Source organism: Haloferax sulfurifontis ATCC BAA-897 (assembly GCF_000337835.1).
In the GTDB taxonomy this organism is placed as follows: Archaea; Halobacteriota; Halobacteria; order Halobacteriales; family Haloferacaceae; genus Haloferax; species Haloferax denitrificans.
The window spans coordinates 12,593-31,934 of the sequence record NZ_AOLM01000022.1 but is presented as its reverse complement, the minus strand read 5'-3'; the positions used below and the strand labels follow the sequence as shown (position 1 = coordinate 31,934).

The 19,342-nt window shown below is 66.7% G+C and carries 19 protein-coding genes, 2 tRNA genes and 1 pseudogene; 11 read left to right on the top strand and 11 right to left on the bottom strand.

The window, feature by feature from the left end; genetic code table 11:
• The first annotated feature begins 153 nt into the window (after positions 1-153).
• Complete coding sequence (locus tag C441_RS13035; RefSeq protein WP_007275488.1) at positions 154-672, top strand: metallophosphoesterase; 519 nt, start codon at positions 154-156, stop codon at positions 670-672.
• A gap of 208 nt (positions 673-880) precedes the next feature.
• Here the strand turns inward: C441_RS13035 and C441_RS13030 are convergent, their stop codons facing one another.
• Complete coding sequence (locus C441_RS13030; RefSeq protein ID WP_007275487.1) at positions 881-1,843, bottom strand: ArsR/SmtB family transcription factor; 963 nt, start codon at positions 1,841-1,843, stop codon at positions 881-883.
• A gap of 96 nt (positions 1,844-1,939) precedes the next feature.
• Here C441_RS13030 and C441_RS19980 point away from each other — a divergent pair, with 96 nt between their 5' ends.
• The 3 genes and pseudogenes from C441_RS19980 (at position 1,940) to C441_RS13020 (ending at position 3,624) form a co-directional block, all read left to right on the top strand.
• Positions 1,940-2,107 carry a DUF7859 family protein gene (locus C441_RS19980; RefSeq protein WP_167321013.1) on the top strand — a complete coding sequence of 56 codons (168 nt, stop codon included), beginning with the start codon at positions 1,940-1,942 and terminating at the stop codon, positions 2,105-2,107.
• 46 nt (positions 2,108-2,153) lie between these two features.
• Positions 2,154-3,352, top strand: a pseudogene (locus C441_RS13025) (anion permease).
• Positions 3,349-3,624 carry a hypothetical protein gene (locus tag C441_RS13020; protein ID WP_007275485.1) on the top strand — a complete coding sequence of 92 codons (276 nt, stop codon included), beginning with the start codon at positions 3,349-3,351 and terminating at the stop codon, positions 3,622-3,624. The pseudogene C441_RS13025 and the gene C441_RS13020 overlap by 4 nt, the downstream one beginning before the upstream one ends.
• 102 nt (positions 3,625-3,726) lie before the next feature.
• Here C441_RS13020 and C441_RS13015 read toward each other — a convergent pair whose 3' ends face one another.
• On the bottom strand, positions 3,727-5,136 hold the full coding sequence (locus C441_RS13015; RefSeq protein ID WP_007275484.1) for a hemolysin family protein: 1,410 nt from the start codon (positions 5,134-5,136) through the stop codon (positions 3,727-3,729).
• Positions 5,137-5,296: 160 nt separating this feature from the next.
• On the opposite strand from C441_RS13015, the gene C441_RS13010 reads away from it, so the two are divergent.
• The 3 genes from C441_RS13010 to C441_RS13000 all read left to right on the top strand — a co-directional run bounded on the left by C441_RS13010 (position 5,297) and on the right by C441_RS13000 (position 6,806).
• Positions 5,297-5,560, top strand: a complete 264-nt coding sequence (locus C441_RS13010; RefSeq protein WP_007275483.1) for a glutaredoxin family protein — start codon at positions 5,297-5,299, stop codon at positions 5,558-5,560.
• Positions 5,560-6,066 (top strand): redoxin domain-containing protein, encoded by a 507-nt coding sequence (locus C441_RS13005; protein ID WP_007275482.1) that lies wholly within the window; start codon positions 5,560-5,562, stop codon positions 6,064-6,066. Before C441_RS13010 ends, C441_RS13005 begins: the two co-directional genes overlap by 1 nt.
• Positions 6,067-6,203: 137 nt before the next feature.
• Positions 6,204-6,806 carry an L-threonylcarbamoyladenylate synthase gene (locus C441_RS13000; RefSeq protein ID WP_007275481.1) on the top strand — a complete coding sequence of 201 codons (603 nt, stop codon included), beginning with the start codon at positions 6,204-6,206 and terminating at the stop codon, positions 6,804-6,806.
• Between the two features lie 22 nt (positions 6,807-6,828).
• On the opposite strand, the gene C441_RS12995 is transcribed toward C441_RS13000, so the two are convergent.
• Complete coding sequence (locus C441_RS12995; RefSeq protein ID WP_007275480.1) at positions 6,829-7,518, bottom strand: CRISPR-associated protein Cas4; 690 nt, start codon at positions 7,516-7,518, stop codon at positions 6,829-6,831.
• 147 nt (positions 7,519-7,665) lie between these two features.
• On the opposite strand from C441_RS12995, the gene C441_RS12990 reads away from it, so the two are divergent.
• A complete protein-coding gene (locus C441_RS12990) occupies positions 7,666-9,282 on the top strand; it encodes a spermidine synthase (RefSeq protein ID WP_049920593.1) in 1,617 nt (538 codons plus the stop codon).
• 3 nt (positions 9,283-9,285) lie between these two features.
• Positions 9,286-9,546 carry a DUF7861 family protein gene (locus C441_RS12985; protein WP_004973705.1) on the top strand — a complete coding sequence of 87 codons (261 nt, stop codon included), beginning with the start codon at positions 9,286-9,288 and terminating at the stop codon, positions 9,544-9,546.
• 59 nt (positions 9,547-9,605) lie between these two features.
• On the opposite strand, the gene C441_RS12980 is transcribed toward C441_RS12985, so the two are convergent.
• From C441_RS12980 to C441_RS12955, 5 genes are all read right to left on the bottom strand, one after another.
• Positions 9,606-9,797 (bottom strand): hypothetical protein, encoded by a 192-nt coding sequence (locus C441_RS12980; protein ID WP_049920592.1) that lies wholly within the window; start codon positions 9,795-9,797, stop codon positions 9,606-9,608.
• Between the two features lie 1,172 nt (positions 9,798-10,969).
• A tRNA-Pro gene (locus tag C441_RS12970) sits at positions 10,970-11,042 on the bottom strand.
• A gap of 49 nt (positions 11,043-11,091) precedes the next feature.
• Positions 11,092-12,948, bottom strand: a complete 1,857-nt coding sequence (locus tag C441_RS12965; RefSeq protein WP_007275476.1) for an SLC13 family permease — start codon at positions 12,946-12,948, stop codon at positions 11,092-11,094.
• 74 nt (positions 12,949-13,022) lie between these two features.
• On the bottom strand, positions 13,023-15,077 hold the full coding sequence (locus tag C441_RS12960) for a DEAD/DEAH box helicase (protein ID WP_007275475.1): 2,055 nt from the start codon (positions 15,075-15,077) through the stop codon (positions 13,023-13,025).
• A gap of 132 nt (positions 15,078-15,209) precedes the next feature.
• Positions 15,210-15,599, bottom strand: a complete 390-nt coding sequence (locus C441_RS12955) for a cupin domain-containing protein (protein ID WP_049920591.1) — start codon at positions 15,597-15,599, stop codon at positions 15,210-15,212.
• Between the two features lie 86 nt (positions 15,600-15,685).
• On the opposite strand from C441_RS12955, the gene C441_RS12950 reads away from it, so the two are divergent.
• Entirely contained in the window at positions 15,686-16,858 is a 1,173-nt protein-coding gene (locus tag C441_RS12950) for a M50 family metallopeptidase (protein WP_007275473.1), read from the top strand.
• Positions 16,859-16,882: 24 nt separating this feature from the next.
• On the opposite strand, the gene C441_RS12945 is transcribed toward C441_RS12950, so the two are convergent.
• On the bottom strand, positions 16,883-17,653 hold the full coding sequence (locus tag C441_RS12945) for a competence/damage-inducible protein A (protein ID WP_007275472.1): 771 nt from the start codon (positions 17,651-17,653) through the stop codon (positions 16,883-16,885).
• 396 nt (positions 17,654-18,049) lie between these two features.
• A tRNA-His gene (locus C441_RS12940) sits at positions 18,050-18,122 on the bottom strand.
• Between the two features lie 149 nt (positions 18,123-18,271).
• Between C441_RS12940 and C441_RS12935 the strand changes: the two genes are divergently transcribed.
• Positions 18,272-18,733 carry a DUF5814 domain-containing protein gene (locus C441_RS12935; protein ID WP_004065429.1) on the top strand — a complete coding sequence of 154 codons (462 nt, stop codon included), beginning with the start codon at positions 18,272-18,274 and terminating at the stop codon, positions 18,731-18,733.
• 44 nt (positions 18,734-18,777) lie between these two features.
• Here C441_RS12935 and C441_RS12930 read toward each other — a convergent pair whose 3' ends face one another.
• A complete protein-coding gene (locus C441_RS12930) occupies positions 18,778-19,191 on the bottom strand; it encodes a ribbon-helix-helix protein, CopG family (RefSeq protein ID WP_004969001.1) in 414 nt (137 codons plus the stop codon).
• Between the last annotated feature and the right edge of the window lie 151 nt (positions 19,192-19,342).

Below are 19,342 nucleotides of genomic sequence, written 5' to 3'. Positions count from 1 at the left end.
TCCCCCCGCCCGGATAGAGCTACCGACGCAGAACCGGGACACCGCTCGCCGACCGCGGCGGTCCCCGACCGGTCCTGACCGCCTCCGACCGCCTCCGACCGACCCGACGCAACAGTCGGTAGGTTTCAATCCCTCCGGCCCCTAGCCCGGCGCATGCTCGTCGTCGTCTCCGACACCCACAGCACGGACGGTCATCGACTGACTAACCGAACCCTCGACGCGGTCCGCGAGGCCGACCTCGTCGTCCACGCGGGCGACTTCATGCGCGAGTCCGTCCTCGACGCGTTCATCGACGAAGCCGACAGCTTCCTCGCGGTGTACGGCAACAACGACGGATCAGAGATACGCGACCGGGTTCCCGCGGCGCGGAACGTCACCTACGGCGGCGTCGAGTTCGCGGTGACCCACACCCGCCGCGGCGGGAACACCGCGCTGTCGATGTTCGGCCGCGAGCGCGGCGCCGACGCGGTCATCTTCGGCCACAGCCACCGGCCGGGCTTCCACGGCACCGGGGCGATTCCGCTCCTCAATCCGGGGAGCCACGCCCAACCGCGGGGCAACCGCAAGGCCCACGCGGAACTAGAGGAACTGCCGGACGGCGGACTCCGCGGGCGACTCGTCACGGTCGACGGCGACACCTTCGAGACGTTCCGCATCGTCCCCGACGAATAGCGGGGCGAGGTCCGGTGGAGGGCCGGAAGAATCAGCGGGAACAGACCCGAGCGGGTCTGTTGAGGGTAGTCCGAGGCCACGCGGACGACGGGGTGAGGGGCAGGGGCACGGATGGCAGTCCCGTCGCCGTTGGGGGGCCACGCGCGACCTCGTACTCACTCCTACGGGTGACGGTATCAAATACGCACCGTAAGCTCAAACAGCCGTTTTAGTCACGCAGTACGCCCACCGCGACCCACGCGAGAAGCACGGTCAGCCCGCCGAGGAAGAACAGCGCCCCCGGCGAGAGCGACCCGATTGCTCCCGCGAGCCCGTTCGACCCGCTCGTGAGCTGTGCCGCGGTCTCCGTGGCCGTCTGTGCGACCGGCGTGTCCGGAACCGGCGTCGGCGTCGCGGCCGCGGTCTCCGTCGCGGTCCGCGCGGCCTCCGTCACCGTCGGCGTCGACTCGACCGCCGTCCGGGTCGCCTCCGCGGTCTGCGCCGTCGGATCCGACGTCGTGGTCACCTCGGCGATGCCGAACCCGCCGCCGTCGGTCGTCGTCGCCGTCTCCGTGGCCGTCCGCGTCGCTGTCGACGTTGGCTCGGCCGCCGCGGTCGTGGTGGCCGCATCGGCCTGATGGGTCGCGTTGAGTCCGCTTCCCGCCCCGCCGCTCTGGCCGGCTTCGGAACCGCCAGCGCCGCCCGCGCCGCCGCCCGAGGCGCCGAAACCGAACGGGAGCACCGACCCGGTTCGGGCGAGTCGGTTCACGACGGCCGCGCCGATGCCGAGGACGCCGACGCCGCCGATGAGGCGCGTGAGCGCGCCCTTCAGCCCCTTCGTCTCGTCCTCGCGCCCGGCGACGACGACGAGCGCTCGGTCCGCGGGCGCGTACACGTTCATCTCGCGGCCCTTCTCGGAGTACCTCGTGTCCGCGACCTCGATGAGGTCGGCTTCCGAGAGGTTGCCGAGGTGGTACTGGACGTTCTGGAGGGACGTGTCGACTTCGGCGGCGAGGTCGGAGGGCGTCGCCGGGGACTCGTGGAGCGACGCGAGGACCGACCGGGCGGTCGACGAGGAGAGCGCGCCGAGCAGGTCGTCCGCCTCGTCGCTGTCGAGGCCGATGACCTTGGGGTCTCGGTCGGCCCGGTCGTCGTCCGGGTCGCCCGGGCTGGAGGGGATGAGGTCGGCCATCGAATCGGCGTTACTCGCCGCTTCCCATGAGTGTTCGTATTCTTTCACGACGCCTCGCCGAAATTGCTATACCTCGTGCCCGCCGAACCCACCCACATGACCGACCCTTTGGTCGTAGACGGCCTCGTCGACTTTCTCGCGGGGAATCCCGTGTTCGTCGGCCTGCTCGTCGCGTTGTTGCTCTTCGTTTTCTTCGGGTATCTCCTCGTCCGTCGGACGCTCCTCGGACTGAGCGAGGGCTACGACGAGGCCCGCCGCCGCTGATGGACGGGACAACAGCCGACGCCGACGATTGCCGGGGGGTCGCCCCGTGGTAGCCGCCGCGACGCTCGCCACGTTCGTCGTCGCCGCGCTCGCCAGCCTGTTCATGGCGTGGGCCATCGGCGCAGGGTCGTCGGGGTCGACGCCCTTCGCGCCCGCCGTCGGAGCCAACGCCATCTCGGTGATGCGCGCGGGCTTCATCGTCGGCCTGCTGGGCTTCGCCGGGGCGTTCCTGCAGGGCGCGAACGTCACCAACGCGGTCGGGACGGAACTCATCGGCGGCGTCACGCTGACCGCGGGGGCCGCGGTCGTCGCGCTCCTCACCGCGGCGGTGCTCGTCGCGATCGGCGTCTTCGCCGGCTACCCCATCGCCACCGCCTTCACCGTCACCGGCGCGGTCGTCGGCGCCGGCCTCGCCATTGGCGGCGACCCCGCGTGGGCGAAGTACCAACAAATCGTCTCGCTGTGGGTGCTCACGCCCTTCGTCGGCGGCGGCGCGTCGTACGCGACCGCCCGACTCCTCCGCGCCGACGGCGTCTCCGAGCGGTGGACCGTCCCCGCGCTCGCCGGAATCGTCGGCCTGCTCGTCGCCAACATGGAGTTCGCGGGCTCGGCGGCGCGTCGGGGTCGGCCTCGGTCGCCCGTGCCGCCGCGGTCGAACTGACCGGGGTAGCCGGCCTCGGCGAGACCGTCTGGTTCGTCGCCGCCTCGCTCCTCGTCGCGCTCGCCGCCGCCGCCGTGGTCGGCCGGTGGGTGACGACTGACAAGACCCGGGGCCAGCGGCGCTTCCTGCTCGTCCTCGGCGGCCTCGTGGCGTTCTCGGCCGGCGGCAGTCAGGTCGGCCTCGCCATCGGGCCGCTCGTCCCGCTTCTCGACGCGGTCACGGTCCCGCTTCCGGCGCTCCTCGTCGGCGGCGGACTGGGCCTCCTCGCGGGGTCGTGGACCGGCGCGCCGCGCATGATTAAGGCGCTCGCGCAGGACTACTCCTCGCTCGGGCCGCGGCGCTCCATCGCGGCGATGATTCCCTCGTTCGCCATCGCCCAGACCGCCGTCGCCCTCGGCGTCCCAGTCTCCTTTAACGAGATTATCGTCAGCGCCATCATCGGCTCGGGTTACGCCGCCGGCGGGTCGGGCGTCTCCGGGCGGAAGATGCTGTACACCGTCCTCGCGTGGGTCGGCTCGCTCGCCCTCGCGCTCGGACTGGGCTACGGCGTCTTTACGCTCGTGTCGAGCGTACTCGGTGTGTGAACGTCCGTGCGCTCCGCGTCGCGCTCGCTACCCTCGTTTCCGCGCTCTGGGCCGTCTTCGGCGTCTACCACGTCGGGATGGCGGTCGTGACCGGCATCTCGCTCCGCGGGTTCGCCTTCGGTGCCGTCGGCCTCGGCGCGTTCGCGCTGGCGATTCGCTTCCGCGGACGGGCGCGACGGCTCGGCGACGGCACCGCCGACGCGACCGGACTGGTGGTTCTCGCGCTGGCGTCGCTGGTGCTCGTGGTTCTTTCCTTTACGCTCCTCGGCTGAACCGGGGCGGACCAACGGTCTGAAAACGAGTTCGGTCGGGCGTCGAGACGAGTCGAGTCGAGTTCGGCGGTCGGAACGAATCGGGTTCGTCGGGTCGCCCTATCAGGTGTCGGGTTCGACTTCCGCTTCCTCGTCGCCGCCGTTTCCGTCTTCGTCGCCGTCGCCGTCGGCGGCTTCGATGCCCGCGTTGGTCTGGATGCGCGCTTTCATGATGCGCGTGTTGTCGACCTGCTCGATGCGGATGATGATGTCGTTGTAGCTGATCTCTTCGCCCTCCTCGACGAGGCGGCCGGCGCGGTTGAAGATGAAGCCGGCGAGCGTCTCGAACTCCTCGCCCTCGGGGAGTTCGATGTCGAGCATCTCGTTGACCTCGTCGATGTTGACCTCGCCGCGGACGAGGTAGGTGTTCTCGTCGACCGACTCGAACGGCTCTTCTTCGTCGCCTTCGAGGATGTCGCCGACGATTTCCTCGACCATGTCTTCGAGGGTGATGAGGCCCTCCGTGGTCCCGAACTCGTCGATGACGACGACCATCTGCATCCGCGTGTCCTGCATCTCGGCCATCAGCTCGTCGACGTTCTTCGACTCGGGGACGTGGAGCGTCGGCGAGACGATGTCGGCGATGCCGACGCCGCGTTCGCCGTAGTACTTCTCGCGGACGAGGTTCCGGATGTTGACGATGCCGATGATGTTGTCGAGGTTACCGTCGTAGACGGGGACGCGCTCGTGGTCGGCCTGCACGCACGTCTCGATGGCCTCGTCGATGGTCGCGTCCTTCGGGACGGCGGTCATGTCGAGGCGCGGGGTCATGACCTCCTTCGCGATGGTCGAGTTGAACCGGAAGATGCGGTCGAGCATCTCGCGTTCTTCCTCCTCGATGACGCCCTCGCGCTCGCCGGTCTCGATGAGGTTCTGAATCTCGTCGCGGGTGACGTAGGTCGTCTCGATGGCGGTCTGTCCGCCGGTGACCTTGTTGATGACGCGGGTCAGGTAGTCGAAGAAGACGACGAGCGGGAGCAACAGCAGTTCGGCGTATTTCAGGGGCCGCGCGATGCGGAGGGACCACGATTCGGTGTTTTCGACCGCGTAGGACTTCGGCGCGCTCTCGCCGAACAGCAGGACGACCGCCGTTATCCCGAACGTCGCGATCGCGACCGCCTCGCCCTGTTGGAAGCCGACGAAGACGAGTAGCCCGGTCGATATCGAGGACATCGCGATGTTCGCGATGTTGTTTCCGACCAGAATGGTCACGAGAAGCCGGTGCGGGTCGTCCTTGAGCGCCTTCACCCGTTCGGCACCCGGCACACCGTCTTCGACCATCGAGTCGACGCGGTGTTTTGCGAGCGAGAACATCGCGATCTCTGACGAGGAGAAGAACGCCGAGAGACCGATCAGGACGATGATTCCGATTACGCCGAGGACCGTTATCGTCGTGTCGTCCAGCGGAATGTTCGAGACCTGTGCGGCCGCGAGCGTCGTGGCTGGTGGTAACTGTAGCGGCGGCAAACCCATGTAACTACGTTGTCTTGCGCGGGACCGGAATTAAGAGTTGCCCTCGAACCCCCTCGCTCAACGCCTCGGTCGCCTTCGCCGAGTCGCCCGCCGAACCGATATTGCGGCGCGGATGCCCGCGAGCGAAGGGCTTAGGCGACGCTCTTCCCAACAGCCGCCCATGGCAGACGAGCAACCGGCGATTACGCTGTACCGACTGCAGGCGTGCCCGTACTGCGAGCGGGTCGTCCGCACGCTCGACGAGCAGGGGCTGGCCTACCAGTCGCGGTTCGTCGAGCCGATGCACTCCGACCGGAACGTCGTCAAGCGCGTCTCGGGCAAGCGCTCGGTCCCCGCCATCGTCGACGACAACACCGGCGTCACGATGTCCGAGTCGGCGAACATCGTCGAGTACCTCGAACACACCTACGGGGAGGGAGCCTGATGCCGGAGTTCGACGTCGTCTCCCTGCCCGACCACGACGCGCCGTCCGTGGGCGACACCGCCCCAGACTTCACCCGGCCGCTGGTCAACGCGGAGTTCTGGGAGGACGCCTCCCTGTCGGACCTCACCGACGACGGGCCCGTCCTCCTCGTGTTCCACACGATGGCGGGCGCGTTCCCCGCGACGTACGTCTGGAACGAGCTCCGCGACCGCGGCGTCCCGGCGGACGTGCAGACGGTCGGCGTCTCCATCTCGTCGCCCTACGAGCACAAGTCGTTCCTTGAGGAGCGCGGCGTGGACGCCCGCCTGTTTTCGGACCCCGCGGCCGGCGTCGCGGCCGACTACGACCTCGAACACGACCTCGACGGGATGGCCGGCGTCACCGAACACCGCCCCGCCGTGTTCCTCCTCGACGAGGACCGAACGGTCCGGTACCGCTGGGTCTCCGACGAGTGGCCGGACTTCCCGGACTACGAGGGCATCGCGGACGCCCTCGACGACCTGTAGCCGGACTCGTCTGCCGAAACGACGCGCGGGTCGGTCTCTCGACCCCGCCGCGCCGACCGCGCGCTCGTCCACGCGCGGAATCGCCGTTTCGTCACGCTTTCGTCACGCTTTTTCGCCCGTTGCGCGTCAGTTCGAACATGAGCGACGACGACGTGCAGCGCGCCGCCGACGCCGTCCGCCGCGGCGAGGCGGTCGTCTACCCGACCGAGACGGTCTACGGCATGGGCGCGGACGCGACGAACGCCGACGCGGTCGAACGCGTCTTCGACATCAAGGGCCGCGACCGAGACAAACCGCTTTCCGCCGGCTTCCCCGACGTGGACGCCGCGCTGGAGCACGTCGTCGCCGACGCCCGCGAGGAGGCCTTTATGCGTCGGTTCCTCCCCGGCCCGGTGACGGTCGTCGTGGAGCGACGCGACAGCCTGCCGGACGCGCTCGTCGCCGGGAAAGACCGCGTCGGCGTCCGCGTCCCCGACCACGAACTCGCGCGCTCTCTCTTTCGGGCGGCCGGGACGCCCGTCACCGCGACCAGCGCCAACCGCTCCGGAACCGGGAGCATCACCCACCCCTCACAGCTCTCCGACGAGATTCGGGAGGCGGTCGCCGTCGTCCTCGACGGCGGGACGACCCCCGGAACCGAGAGCACCGTCGTCGACCCCGGCCGCGGCGTCGTCCACCGCCGCGGCTCGATGGCCGACGACATCGAGGCGTGGCTCGACGAGCACGCCGCCGACGCGTAGCGTCCCTCTCGGCGACGACCTGTCACCGACCGAGCAACGACGACAGCGACCACGTTTTCACCCCGCAACGCTCCCGGTAGGCACACGACTCACACTTCGCGGAGTCGCGCAGTCGCGACGGGACGAAGTCGAGGTCGCGGGCGACGCGGAGCGCCCGCCGGTACGCCGCCTTGTTCTGTGTCGTGAGCCTGACCGTTCGGACGACGCCGACCGCCGGGTACTCGACCAGCGCACGCGGAACCGACGCCTCGCGCTCCCACGCGAGCGCCTTCGCCAGCGCGACGGCCCTGACGCGCTGGGGTTCCCAGACGCCGCGTTCGGGGGGTTCGCCCGGCGAGACGAGCGAGGGAACCGGCTCCGGCGGTCGCTCGCTCTCGTCGTCGGTCGGGCGAACGAGTTTGTGCGCGACGCCGCGGCAGTCTTTCCCCGCGAGGAGTTCGTCGCGGGCGACGGGGTCGGTGAGCGCATCCCAGTCGTCGCGCTCGCGGAGTCGAGCGAGGCGCTCGCGGTACGTCGCGGGCGACACCGAAATCGGCCGCGCCGCGAGCGCGTCGTCGCTGGCGTCGAGCAGGTCGGGGTATTCGAAGGCGAGCGCGCGAACGCCGGCGACTGCGGCCGGCGGCGCTCGGTCGTCGTCGCGGCGGGCGTAGTAGAGCTGTCGCGGGCAGTACGCGGCGCGGGCGAGGTCGGACGCGGCGACGAGAGAGGACACGGACCGGCGTGGTCTCCTCATCGGCTAAGAGCGTTTGGACGTTTGGACGCGAGCGTTCGGCCGGCTCGTCGGCGGGCGTCGCCTCGCCCCGCAACGGGTTCGCCGCCGTGCATGAATTAATACGGTCGCGTCCCTTGGCGTACTGACATGGCATCGACGCCCTCATCCTCTTCGTGGCTCCGGATGACGCGGCCCGAACTCGCCGTGTTCGTCTCCGGGGTCACGAGCATGGGGTTGGAGATTCTCGCCGGGCGGATGGTCGCTCCCGAGTTCGGTAGCAGTATCTACACGTGGGGGAGCATTATCGGGGTCTTTCTGGCGGCGCTGAGCCTCGGCTATCACCGGGGCGGACAGCGGGCCGAACGGGCGTCGAACGGCGCGCTCGCCCGCGTCTTCATCGGCACGGCCGCCTACATCGCGGGCGTCATTCTCCTCGGCGACCTGTTCATCCAGTCGACCGCCGGACTCCCCGTCCCGAGCCGGTTCGCGTCGCTCCCCGCCATCACGCTTCTGTTCGGGCCGCCGACCTACTTCCTCGGCTTCATCAGCCCCTACGCGGCGGAACTCTCCGGGCGGTCCGACGTGGGCGCGGCCTCGGGCCACGTCTACGCCGTCGGCACCGTCGGCAGTATCATCGGCGCGTTCGCTACCACCTATTTCCTCATCCCGTCTCTGAGCGTCACCAACATCGGGCTCGTCTTCGGGCTCGTCTCGGTCGTGACGGCGCTCGCGCTCGCCCGGCCGAACATCGGCCGCGACGAAGCGGTCTGGAGCGTCGGCATCGCGGCCATCCTCGTCCTCGCGTCGCTGACCGGCGGCGTCGGCCTCGACTCTCGCGGCACGACCGTCTACCACACCCAGACCGCCTATCAGGAGCTTCGCGTCGCCGACGCGGGCGGGACGCGGACGCTCTATCTCGACGGCCAGCCCCACAGCGCGATGGACCTCGACGACCCGACGCGGCACGTCTTCGACTACACCTCGTACTTCCACGTCCCCTTCCTCCTCTCGGACGACATCGACCGCGTGCTGTTCGTCGGCGGCGGCGGGTTCACCGGCCCGCGCGTGTTCTTGGAGCAGTACCCGAACGTGACCGTCGACGTGGTCGAACTCGACCCCGAGGTCGTCTCCGTCGCCGAGGAGTACTTCGGCGTCGAGGAGTCGCCGCGGCTCAACGTCCACACGATGGACGGCCGGCAGTACCTCCGGGAGACGAACCGGACGTACGACCTCATCGTCCTCGACGCCTACCGGAAGGACAAGGTCCCGTTTCAGCTGACGACACAGGAGTTCATGCAACTCACCTCGGACCGCCTCGACGAGGACGGCGTCCTGTTCGCCAACGTCATCTCCGCGCCGAGCGGCCCGGCCTCGCAGTTCTACCGCGCGGAGTACAAGACGATGCGGTCGGTCTACCCGCAGGTGTACAGCTTCCCCACCGCGGGGAGCGTCGTCGTCCAGAACATCGAGGTGGTGGCGACGAAAGACGAGACGCTCGTGACGGCCGAGGAGCTACAGGCGCGCAACGAGCGGCGCGACATCGGCATCGACCTCGCGGCCGAACTCACGTCCTACCGGAACGACGAACCGACCGACGACGTGCCGCTTCTCACCGACGACCGCGCCCCGGTCGACAGCCTCTTGGACCCGATGGTCGGCCAGCGCTACGTCGTCAAGCGGACGAACGAGACCGAACAACGCGAGGCCGACAGGAACGCAACCACTCGGAGCGCGGTCACCGGTGCGGCCGTGAGGGCGGCGTAGGCGATGGTTCACGACAGAATCCACGCGAGGGAACCGACCCACGACCGCGACCGCTGGACCGAGGGCGTCGTCGAGTCGGTCGCCGAACGCGACGGTCACTGGGTGGTCCGCGCGCGCCCGGCCGAGAACGGACGCGAGGGAGACGATTCAGTCGAACTGGTCGTCACTCTCGCGGTCCGCGACCTGTTTCTCAGCCGGCTCGACATCGACGCCGGCGAGTCGCCCGTCGGCTGTCGGTTCTGGTACCGAAAGAAGCGGCGGTGACTCCGCGAGCGCGACCGCAAACTCGACCCGAAAACGGGTCGGCCGGGGGTCGATGCCGGTTAGTTCGTCGTTTCGAGGGCTTTTTGATACATACGCGGGCCGGCGACGGCGGCCGTTCCGAGCACCGTGAGCGAGGCACCGACGCCGAGGCGCTGTCCCGGGGCGACCGCGGACGCGACCACGCCGGTCACGACCGCGAGACCGGCGAGGAACATGACCCCGCCGAGGACATCGAGGGGTTGAATATTCACCTTGATTGAGGGGATTCCCGCTCGTCGCAAAAGTCTTGTTGCTGTTATTTGGGGGTTCCGCGGTGACGGATGGCGATTACTGTTTGAAAAATTCTATCTCGAATCCATCTAGAATGTGGATGATGAGAGATCGACCTTTCTCTCCGGTTACTTCCCATTGCGTACTGCGTTGGGGGCGTTCCTGGTCTTTCGTACTGCGTTGGGGGCGTTCCTCCTCTTCCATCTGTTCCGCTTCGACCTGTACGTCGTACGTTCCCGGGCGAACAACGTCTGTCTGAGTTGTGCGATAGCCGTGCGCTGGTAGTTGTTGGGTTCTGTTACGGTATACTTGCTTGGGATTCGAAAATAGTCCGCCATCGCGTCGTATCGTAATCTCGACCCAAATTTTCTGTTCTGTGAGGTTCCCAACCTCAATATTCCCGCTCTCATCGGGGGGTAGCGAACAGCCAGCAAGCGGAACGGTTCCGACAGCTGTGGCGATGAATTGGCGTCTGGAGGGCATTATTGTTCAATTAATTGTCACGAACATACGTCTTCTGTATCTCACGTCCTCTCAGCACAGGATCACTAAATGATATTTGACAAACAAAATATAAATAATGACGAGGGGGCGAATACCGTTTTATTTCATATTCAATTATCTTTTACAATTTCAATTGTCCGCTCAATATCTATGTCTGGCGTGTCACTGTATATGAGCTCTGGACCTGCACATTGGTGAATCACTTCAAAACTATAGCTTTGGCTCAAATTGACATCCATCTCTCTGACATCTTTCTCTATATCCTCTGCTTCGAAGTCCCACTGAACACCTACTGTGTCTTCTTGACTGGTAGGAATTTCTTCTCCATATATGTGGGGGTGTGGCCCTAATGGCAGTTGAGTATACAAAATTCTATTATTCTCAACAGTGTGTTTTTACGAATGGGTTAGAAGGGCAATTCTCTCCCGAAGACTGATTGTAGTTTGTGTTTCTGAAGGTGACATCTGTTACTGACAAATATGATCTGCTGGACTTCTCAACTCGCTGGTGCGCCGAGAAATCGCGGGTGACGTGGCACCCGCAATGCTCGCATTCCCGAGGCTTCGCCTCGGTGAATAGGAGCATCATGCCAACCACCGCTGTTGGCTGTTGAAATCGGTAAAATTAGCCAAATTCCCTTTAATGGGTATGGGACCGCCCGGATTTGAACCGGGGTCACGGGCACCCAAGGCCCGAAGTATACCAGGCTAACCCACGGTCCCGCACATACGACTCTCCCCGTCGCGGAGTAAAGGGTTTCGTTCCGCCCCGTCAGGTCAGGGGGAAGAAGTGTGCGACGCCGATGGTCGTCACGACCCCGAGAAGCAACTGGAGCGGGCCGCCGACGCGGATGTAGTCCGTGAACTTGTAGCCGCCGGGACCGTAGACGAACAGGTTCGTCTGGTAGCCGACGGGCGTCATGAAGGCCGTCGACGCCGCGAACATGACCGCGAGGACGAACGAGAACGGGTCGGCGCCGAGCGTCGTCGCGGCCTCGATGGCGACCGGAATCATGAGCACGACGCTCGCGTTGTTCGAGATGACGTTCGTCAGGAGCGCCGTCACGAAGTAGAACACCCCGAGGACCGCGATGAGGGGGAGGAACTCGCCGCTCATCACGACCAGTTCGGCGAGGAGTTCCGCGGCCCCGGAGTTCTCCATCGCGATGCCGAGCGGGATGACGCCCGCGAGCAGGAAGATGACGTCCCACTGGACGGCGTCGTACAGCTCCGTCGGGCGGAGGCACTTCGTGGCGACCATGGCGAGCGCGCCGAGGAGCGCGGCGACGACGATGGGCAGGAAGTTGAGTGCGGCGAGCGCGACGACGCCGGCGACGATGCCGACGGCGACCGGAATCTTCGACTCGCGGTAGTCGTGGCGCTCGATTTCCTGGGCGACGATGAAGTTGCGGTTGTTGTCGAGGCGCTCGATGCTCTCGACGGTCGCCTGCACGAGAAGCGTGTCGCCGACGCGGAGCGGGAGTTTGTCCATCCGCCGGCGGATGAGTTCGCCGCCGCGGCGGAGCGCGAGCACGGTCGCGTCGTACCGCTGTCTGAAACTCGCCGAGGCGAGCGACTCGCCGACCAGCGCCGACCCCGGCGCGACGACGACTTCGACGAGGTTCTGGCCGCGGTCGGCGAGTTCGAGTTCGTCTTCGGTGACGGTCGCCGGCACGAGGTCGAGGCCCTCCACGTCGAGCAGTTCGACGAGCGTGTTGCGGTCGGTCCGGAGGGTGAACACGTCGCCCGGCTGAATCTCCTTCGGGCCGAGCGGTTCGAGGAAGACGCTCTCGCCGCGGATGAGCTGAAGGAGGTCGACGTCGAAATCCGTCTCGACGAGCGCCCGCTGGACCTGTTGGCCCACGAGCGGGGAGTCCTCGCGGACGACGACCTCGGTCAGGTACTCCGCCATCTCGAACTCCTCGGTCAGGTCCCGCCGCGGCTCGATGCGCGCCGGGGTGAGCCGCCGGCCGATCGTCATGAGGTAGACGATGCCGACGGCCATGACCACCGCACCGAGCGCGGTGAACTCGAACATCGTGAAGGGCGCTTCGCCGGTGATGCGCGAGTAGACGTCGCTGGCGAGGATGTTGGTCGACGTGCCGATGAGCGTCAGCATGCCGCCGAACATCGACGCGTACGACAGCGGTAAGAGGAGCTTCGAGGGGGAGGTCTGGCCGCGGTCGGCGAGGTCCGTCACCATCGGGAGCAAGATGGCGACCGCGGCGGTGTTGTTGATGAAGCCGGAGATGGGACCGACGACGCCGACGGTCGCGCCGAGTTGCCGGAGTTCGCTGTCGCCGGTGAACGTCGATATCTTCGCGCCGAGAAGCTGGATGATGCCGGTCCGCTGGACGCCCTCGCTGAGGATGAACATCGCGAGGACGGTCAGCGTCGCCGTGTTGGCGAACCCCGAGAGGGCGTCGCCGGGGTAGGACTCGAAGAGGACGATTGGCGCGCCGAGCATCCCCGCCGAGGCGAGCGCCTCGGAGGCGGGCTGAATCAGCATCAGCGACACCATCACGCCGATGGCCGTCACGTCGACCGGGACGGGCTCGGTCGCGAAGAACGCCAGCGCGACGAGGATGACGGCGAAGACGACGAGGATGTCCGGCGTTATCGCTACCACGCGGTCATCGATGTATCGGCGGCCAAAAAGCGTGCGGGATTCGGAATATCAGCCTCGGCCGAGCGCGCCGGTCGCTACCGGCCCTCCTCGTCGAGTTCGAGGTCGGCGACGATTTCGTACGGCGACGACCCCTTCCGGATACCGTCGAGGATGGCGAACGCCTCCCTCGGCGAGAGGAACTGCCGGGTCACGGCGAGGCCGAGCGGCGTCGGGTCCAGCCCGTCGATGAAGCCCCACTCCAAGAGCTTGCCGACCGCGTGGGTCGTCGGCACCTCGCCGAGCATCCGGCTGTTGAGCGCCTTCGCCTTCTTGCCGGCGACGACGATGTTCGCCAGCGTCTCCTCGACCGCCGAGGACTGGTCGTAAACAGTGCGGACCTCCTCCATCTCGCCTTTGAGGAGCTTGAACGCGACCTCGTCTTCGGTCATCTCCATCGTGTTGTGATAGCTCGCGTCGGGTTCGACGAGCAGGTAGACGACGCCCTTGTCGTGGTAGTCGGGGCGGCCGGCGCGGCCGAGCATCTGGCTGAACTCCTGTACGGAGAGCCACTCGATGCCCATCGCCAGCGTGTCGAAGATGACCTGCGACGCCGGGAAGTCGACGCCGGCGGCGAGCGCGGCGGTCGTCACGACGGCCGCGAGGTCCTGATTGGCGAACTGTCGCTCGACGCGTTTTCTTTGGCCGTAGTCGAGGCCGGCGTGGTACGCCGCGGCGTTGTAGTCCATCTTCCGGGCGATTTCGTGACACCGCCGCCGGGAGTTGGTGAAGATGATGGTCTGGCCGCGGTAGCCCTTCGAGGACTTCGAGTCGAACGCCTGCCGCACGAGGCGGTTCTCGATGCGGGGCTTTTCCTGCCCGTCCGCGAAGGTGACGTGGCGCTCGATGGGGACCGGGCGGTCTTCGTACTCGACGAGGTTCGCCCGGAGGTTCTGTGCGAGCCACTTCGGGTTGCCGACGGTCGCAGAGAGGTAAATCCACTGCGCGCCGCCGTAGCTCTCGCGGCGCTTCGCGCGGGCCTCGCAGTAGTGTTTCAGGCGGGCTATCATCCCGTCGAGGCGGTGGCCACGTTCCTCTTCTTTCAGCGTGTGGACCTCGTCGATGACGACCGTGCCGATGTCGCCGAGGTCCTTGCCCGTTCGGAGCGCGTGGTCGATGCCCTCGTAGGTGCCGACGATGACGTCGGCGTTCGGGTCGAAGCGGTTGCCGTCGTCGTTGATTCGGCTCGCGCCGACGCGGATGGTCACCTTGCCGAGGTGGCCGTATCGCTCCTTGAAGTCCTCGTGTTTCTGGTTGGCGAGCGCGACGAGCGGGACGAGAAACAGCATCTTCCCGTCGTCGTTCAGCATCCGGTTGATGCCGGCGAGTTCGCCGACGAGCGTCTTCCCGGTCGCCGTCGCGCTCACGACGAGCTGGTCGTCGCCGTCGAGCAGGCCGTTGTCGATGGCGAGGCTCTGGACGGGGAGCAGGGTGTCGAAGCGGTCTGTCAGCATCGACTTCAGGTTCGGGTGGAGGTCGAGCGTGCTCGTCTCGACCAGTTCCACGTCCTCCGTCGTCGCGCTGATGGTGTCGAACTTCGTCAGGTCGGGGTCCAACTCGCCCTGCAGTAGGTTCGTGATGCGGGTCAGGTCGCCCGTCTCGTACAGCAGTTCCTCCAAGCGCTCTTGGGCCGCCTGCGTGAGGCCGCCGGCGAAGGAGAGTTCTCCCTCCAGCTCTTTGACGGCGCAGTCGCGGCAGATGTGCTCGTGTTCGGCCTTGATGGCCGTGTCGTCGGTGATGGGCGAGTACCGACCGTTGACGGCACAGCGGCGGCAGGTCCGCACCGTCAGCGCCTCGAGCTGGTAGCCGTCGAGCATCTCCTTTAGCTCGTCGCGGCCGTCTTTCGGCGTCTGTTGCGAGATGCGGATGCGGGCGGCCGACCGGGCGAGTTCGACGAACTGGCTCGGGTCGCGCGGCGAGTCCTCTCCCTTCCGCGTCACCAGAAAGCGCAGGGGTCGGGGCCCCGCGTTCGTCTCTTTGAGTTCGAGCTTGCCGCGGAGCACCCGCTTTCCGTCCCGGCGGGCGACGACGAGGTAGTCGTCTCCCGTCTGGTGGAGAAACAGCGTGTCGACGCGGGTGACCTGTTTAGACACGGTGCCTGCTACGGCGACGTGGTATTTCAGCGATTCGCCTGCGACCGCTCAGATTCGATAGCGACCCGCACGCGGCTTCGTACCGTGTCTCCTCGCTCCCGGCCCCCGAGGGCCACCGACGGCCGGCCGCGCTCAGGCGTCGGCGTCGCCGGCGAGTTCGATGGCGTCGTCGCCGTTGGGGACCGCACAGAGGAACGCTCCCTCCTCGTCGGACTCGTTTCGGTACCAGTGGACGACGCCGGCGGGAATCAAAAGCGAGTCGCCGGCTTCGACCTCGTACTCCTCGTCGCCGATGCCGACGACGTATCGCCCCGACAGGACGTACTGCTCGTGTTCGACCTCGTTTGTGTGTTTCGGCACCGACGCGCCCGAATCGAGGACGAACCGCCGGATGGCGAAGTTCGGCGCGCCGTCGGCCTCGGAGACGAGGACGCCCTTCGACATCCCGTCGGCCGCGCCGACCGCCTCGTACTCGATGTCCGCGCTCCGTTTGACCACCGGCTCCGGTCGGGAATCGCTCATATCTCCCCGTGGATTGCCCGCCCGCGTAAGCATTTCCCCGTCTCCCCGCCCTGACTGCTTAAGGCCCCTCCGGGGTTACTACGGGTATGCGAGGAATCCGCATCGGTAGCGTCTTCGGCATCCCGATAAAGTTGGACCTCACGTTCCTCATCGTTCTCCCGCTTTTCGCGTGGCTCATCGGCTCGGACGTGACGAATCTCGCGCTCATCGTCAACGACCTCTTCGGCGCGAGCATCGACGGCGCGGCCATCTCCGCGGGGTCGATGCAGTGGGTGCTCGGGAGCGCGGCCGCCATCGGCCTGTTCGCCGGCGTTCTGCTCCACGAGTTCGGCCACTCGCTCGTCGCCATGCGCTACGGCTACGAAATCGAGTCCATCACGCTCTGGCTCTTCGGCGGCGTCGCCCGGTTCAAGGAGATACCCGAGGACTGGAAACAGGAGTTCACCATCGCCGTCGCCGGCCCGCTCGTCTCGGTCGCCATCGGCGTCGTCTCCTACGCCGGCTTCCTGTTGCTCCCCGCGTCGCAGGCCCCCGCGCAGTTCGTCCTCGGCTACCTCGCGCTGGTGAACGTCTCGCTCGCCGTGTTCAACATGCTCCCCGGCTTCCCGATGGACGGCGGGCGCGTCCTCCGGGCGCTCCTCGCGCGGAACCGCCCGCACGCGAAAGCGACGCAGATGGCCGCCGAGGTCGGCAAGGTGTTCGCGTTCCTGCTCGGCCTGTTCGGCCTGTTTTTCAACCTGTTTCTCGTCGCGCTCGCCTTCTTCATCTACATGGGCGCGTCCGGCGAGGCCCAACAGACCGTCCTCAAGGCGACGTTCCAAGACGTGGTCGTCCGCGACATCATGACCGGCCGCGAGAACCTCGACGTGGTCGACGAGAAGACCTCCGTCGCGGAACTCCTCGAACGCATGTTCGTCGAGCGCCACACGGGCTACCCGGTCCTCAGAAACGGCGACCTCGTCGGCATGGTCACTCTCGACGACGCCCGCGGCGTCAAGGAGGTCGAGCGCGACGCCTTCCGCGTCGACGACATCATGAGCGACGAACTGACGACCATCACCCCCGACGCCGACGCGATGGACGCTATCGCCCTCATGCAGGAGCGCGGCGTGGGCCGCCTCCCGGTCGTCGACGAGGCGGGCGAACTCGTCGGCCTCGTCTCCCGGTCGGACCTCGTCACCGCCTTCAACATCATCCGCAGTCGCGGGTCGCTCGACGCCATGCCCCGCGCCGACGCCAGTCTCGCACAACTCCGCTGACCGGCCAGCCGCCCGCTGGTTCGGTTACTCGCCGTCCGTCTCCGCTTCGCGCGCCGCCATCACGGCCGCCTCGCTCTCGTAGAGGTCGACCGTCGCGTTCGACCGGAACCACGCCATCGCCTCGTCGAGCGCCGCCGGGTCGCCGCCGGTGAGTTTGATTCGCGTCGGCCCGCCGCTGTTGGGATAGCTCCCGACGCCCACGCCGAAGCGCTCGGTGACGACACCGAGTTCGCGGGCGACGGCCCCCTCCGGCGCGTCGGCGTACACCACCCGCGACCGAACGTCGCCGGCGAACCGCTCGGCGATGGACTCGAACATCGGCTTCATCTCCGTGGGGATGCCCGGCAAGACGTAGACGTTCCCCGCCCGACAGCCGGGCGCGAGGCCCTCTTCGTTCGGAAGCACCTCGGCGTCGGCGGGCATCGAGGCGTACCACTCGGGTTCGAGGTCGAAGTCGATGTCCGGTCGGCGTTCGAGAATCGCCGCGATGGTCGCTTCGACCTGCGTTTCGGCCTCCTCGTTGACGACGAACGCCCGGTCGAGCCCGGCGGCGACGGCCTCCATCGTGATGTCGTCCGGCGTCCCGCCGAGGCCGCCGGTGACGAGGACCGCGTCGAAGGCGGCCGCCCAGTCGGCGACCGTCTCGGCGATGACCTCGTGGTCGTCGGGGACCGTCTGAATCCGCGCGACCGTCGCCCCGCCCTCGGTGAGCCGCCGAGCTAACCACGTCGCGTTCGTGTTCTCGATGTCCCCCGCGAGCAGTTCGTTGCCGACGGTGAGGATGGCGACCTGCATGGCTGGGCCGTATGACGCCCGGAAGAAAGACCTGCCCGTTTCCGGCGTTCCCTTCGGGTTGTCGGCGACGACGGTCGTCTCGACGCTTCCGGACGGGCCGCTTCGCTCCCGGCGGTTCGAGCACCGGCTCGCGGAAAAGCGGGGTGAACCGACGACGACTCTGCGGAGCGACCGGTCAGCCCGTCGGTACCGTGGGGCCGACGGGGTCTTCGTTGTCCTCCGGGTCGCCGCGGTTAAGTATCGCGTCGCGGATGCGGTCGAACACCGAGTTGTCCGCGCGGAGTTGGGTTCTCATCCCACGATGAATGTTAGTGTGTGGCACACTTGGGTCTGGTGGGCGATGCGCGGTGCTCCTCTTTCGATTGCGGCGCTCACCGGTCGAAATGTAGAGAAGAGGTCCAGGTGCGAGAATTGAACCCGCGTCTCAGCCTCCACAAGGCTGAAGGATAGTCCACTACCCCAACCCGGACACGTTGCAACCCTTCCTAATCCGCTACGACTAAAATACGTTACGCTACGGTCCCGGAATGACAGTACGTAACAGAGGTCGCCCCCACCGACCACCCGCGCCGGCGAGCGGGACGCTTTTGCCGCGGTGGCTCGAAGTCGCGGGTAGCAGTGGCTATCACGGACAAGATCTATCTCAAAAACCACCGCCAAATCGTCTCGCAACTGGATACGAACATCCCCAAGCGCGTCTTCAGCGGTGCGACCCTCGAAATCCTCTACTCCGGCGAGGGCCTCGCCAAGGTGGACGACGCCACCCGCGACCGTCTACTCGACTTCGCGCAGGACTTCCTCGACTGCGAGAACTCCGACGACATCTACACCGGCTACCCCGAGCGCCAGTTCATCGAGTACCTGCTCGAACTCCGCGCGCAGGGTCTCGGCCCCGACGCCATCGTCGACGTGATGAGCGACGACTACATGGTGTACGCCTATCCCGGCGACGTGCTCTCGTTTCTCGACGACTCGGTCCGGACGCTCGAATCCGTCGAGGCGCTCGCGGACGTGGAAGGCGACCGGGAGATGCAGGACGAGGCGCGGCGGGCGAAGCAGGACCTCGTCGGTCCTCGCTGAATGAATCGGTAAGAGAGAACGCCGCAGACGGACGGGAGGGACGCTTAGCCGAGGCGGAACGACGGCTCGTCGCCGGTATCGAGGTCCTCCAGTTGGATGACCTCCTCGACGTCGTCGTGGTCGGTTTCGACCTGCTCGCGCAGGTAGTTCACGTAGCCCTTGTGCTCTTCGAGCTGTTCGCGGAGGTGTTCGGCCTCCAGTTCGAGGCGCTCGTGCTCGCGGATGAAGCTCTTGGGGACCTCCACGGTCGGCGGGAACGACTCGTCTTCGCCCTCGCGCAGTTTTTCGAGTTCGTGTTTGGGGACGACCTGCACCTGACCGTCGTGGGCAACTAACGTGTCCACGTAGTCGCGGAAGACGGCGGACAGGGAGATGTCCCGCTCCTCGGCGATCTCCCGAAGGGTCTCGAACGCGTCTTCGTTGACGCGAAACGAGATGGTCTTGTTCTTGTTGCCCATGATATTTCTCGGTCCGTGGTGAGGCCACTTAATGGTTCGTCAGACGAGGGGTCTCGGGCGTCGCGATTCGTCGCAAAAAGGGGCGTGTGACGGTGGAAATCGGCCGTCAGTCGGCGTCGGCGCGTTCGGCGGCCGGTGTGCGTCCCGCTGA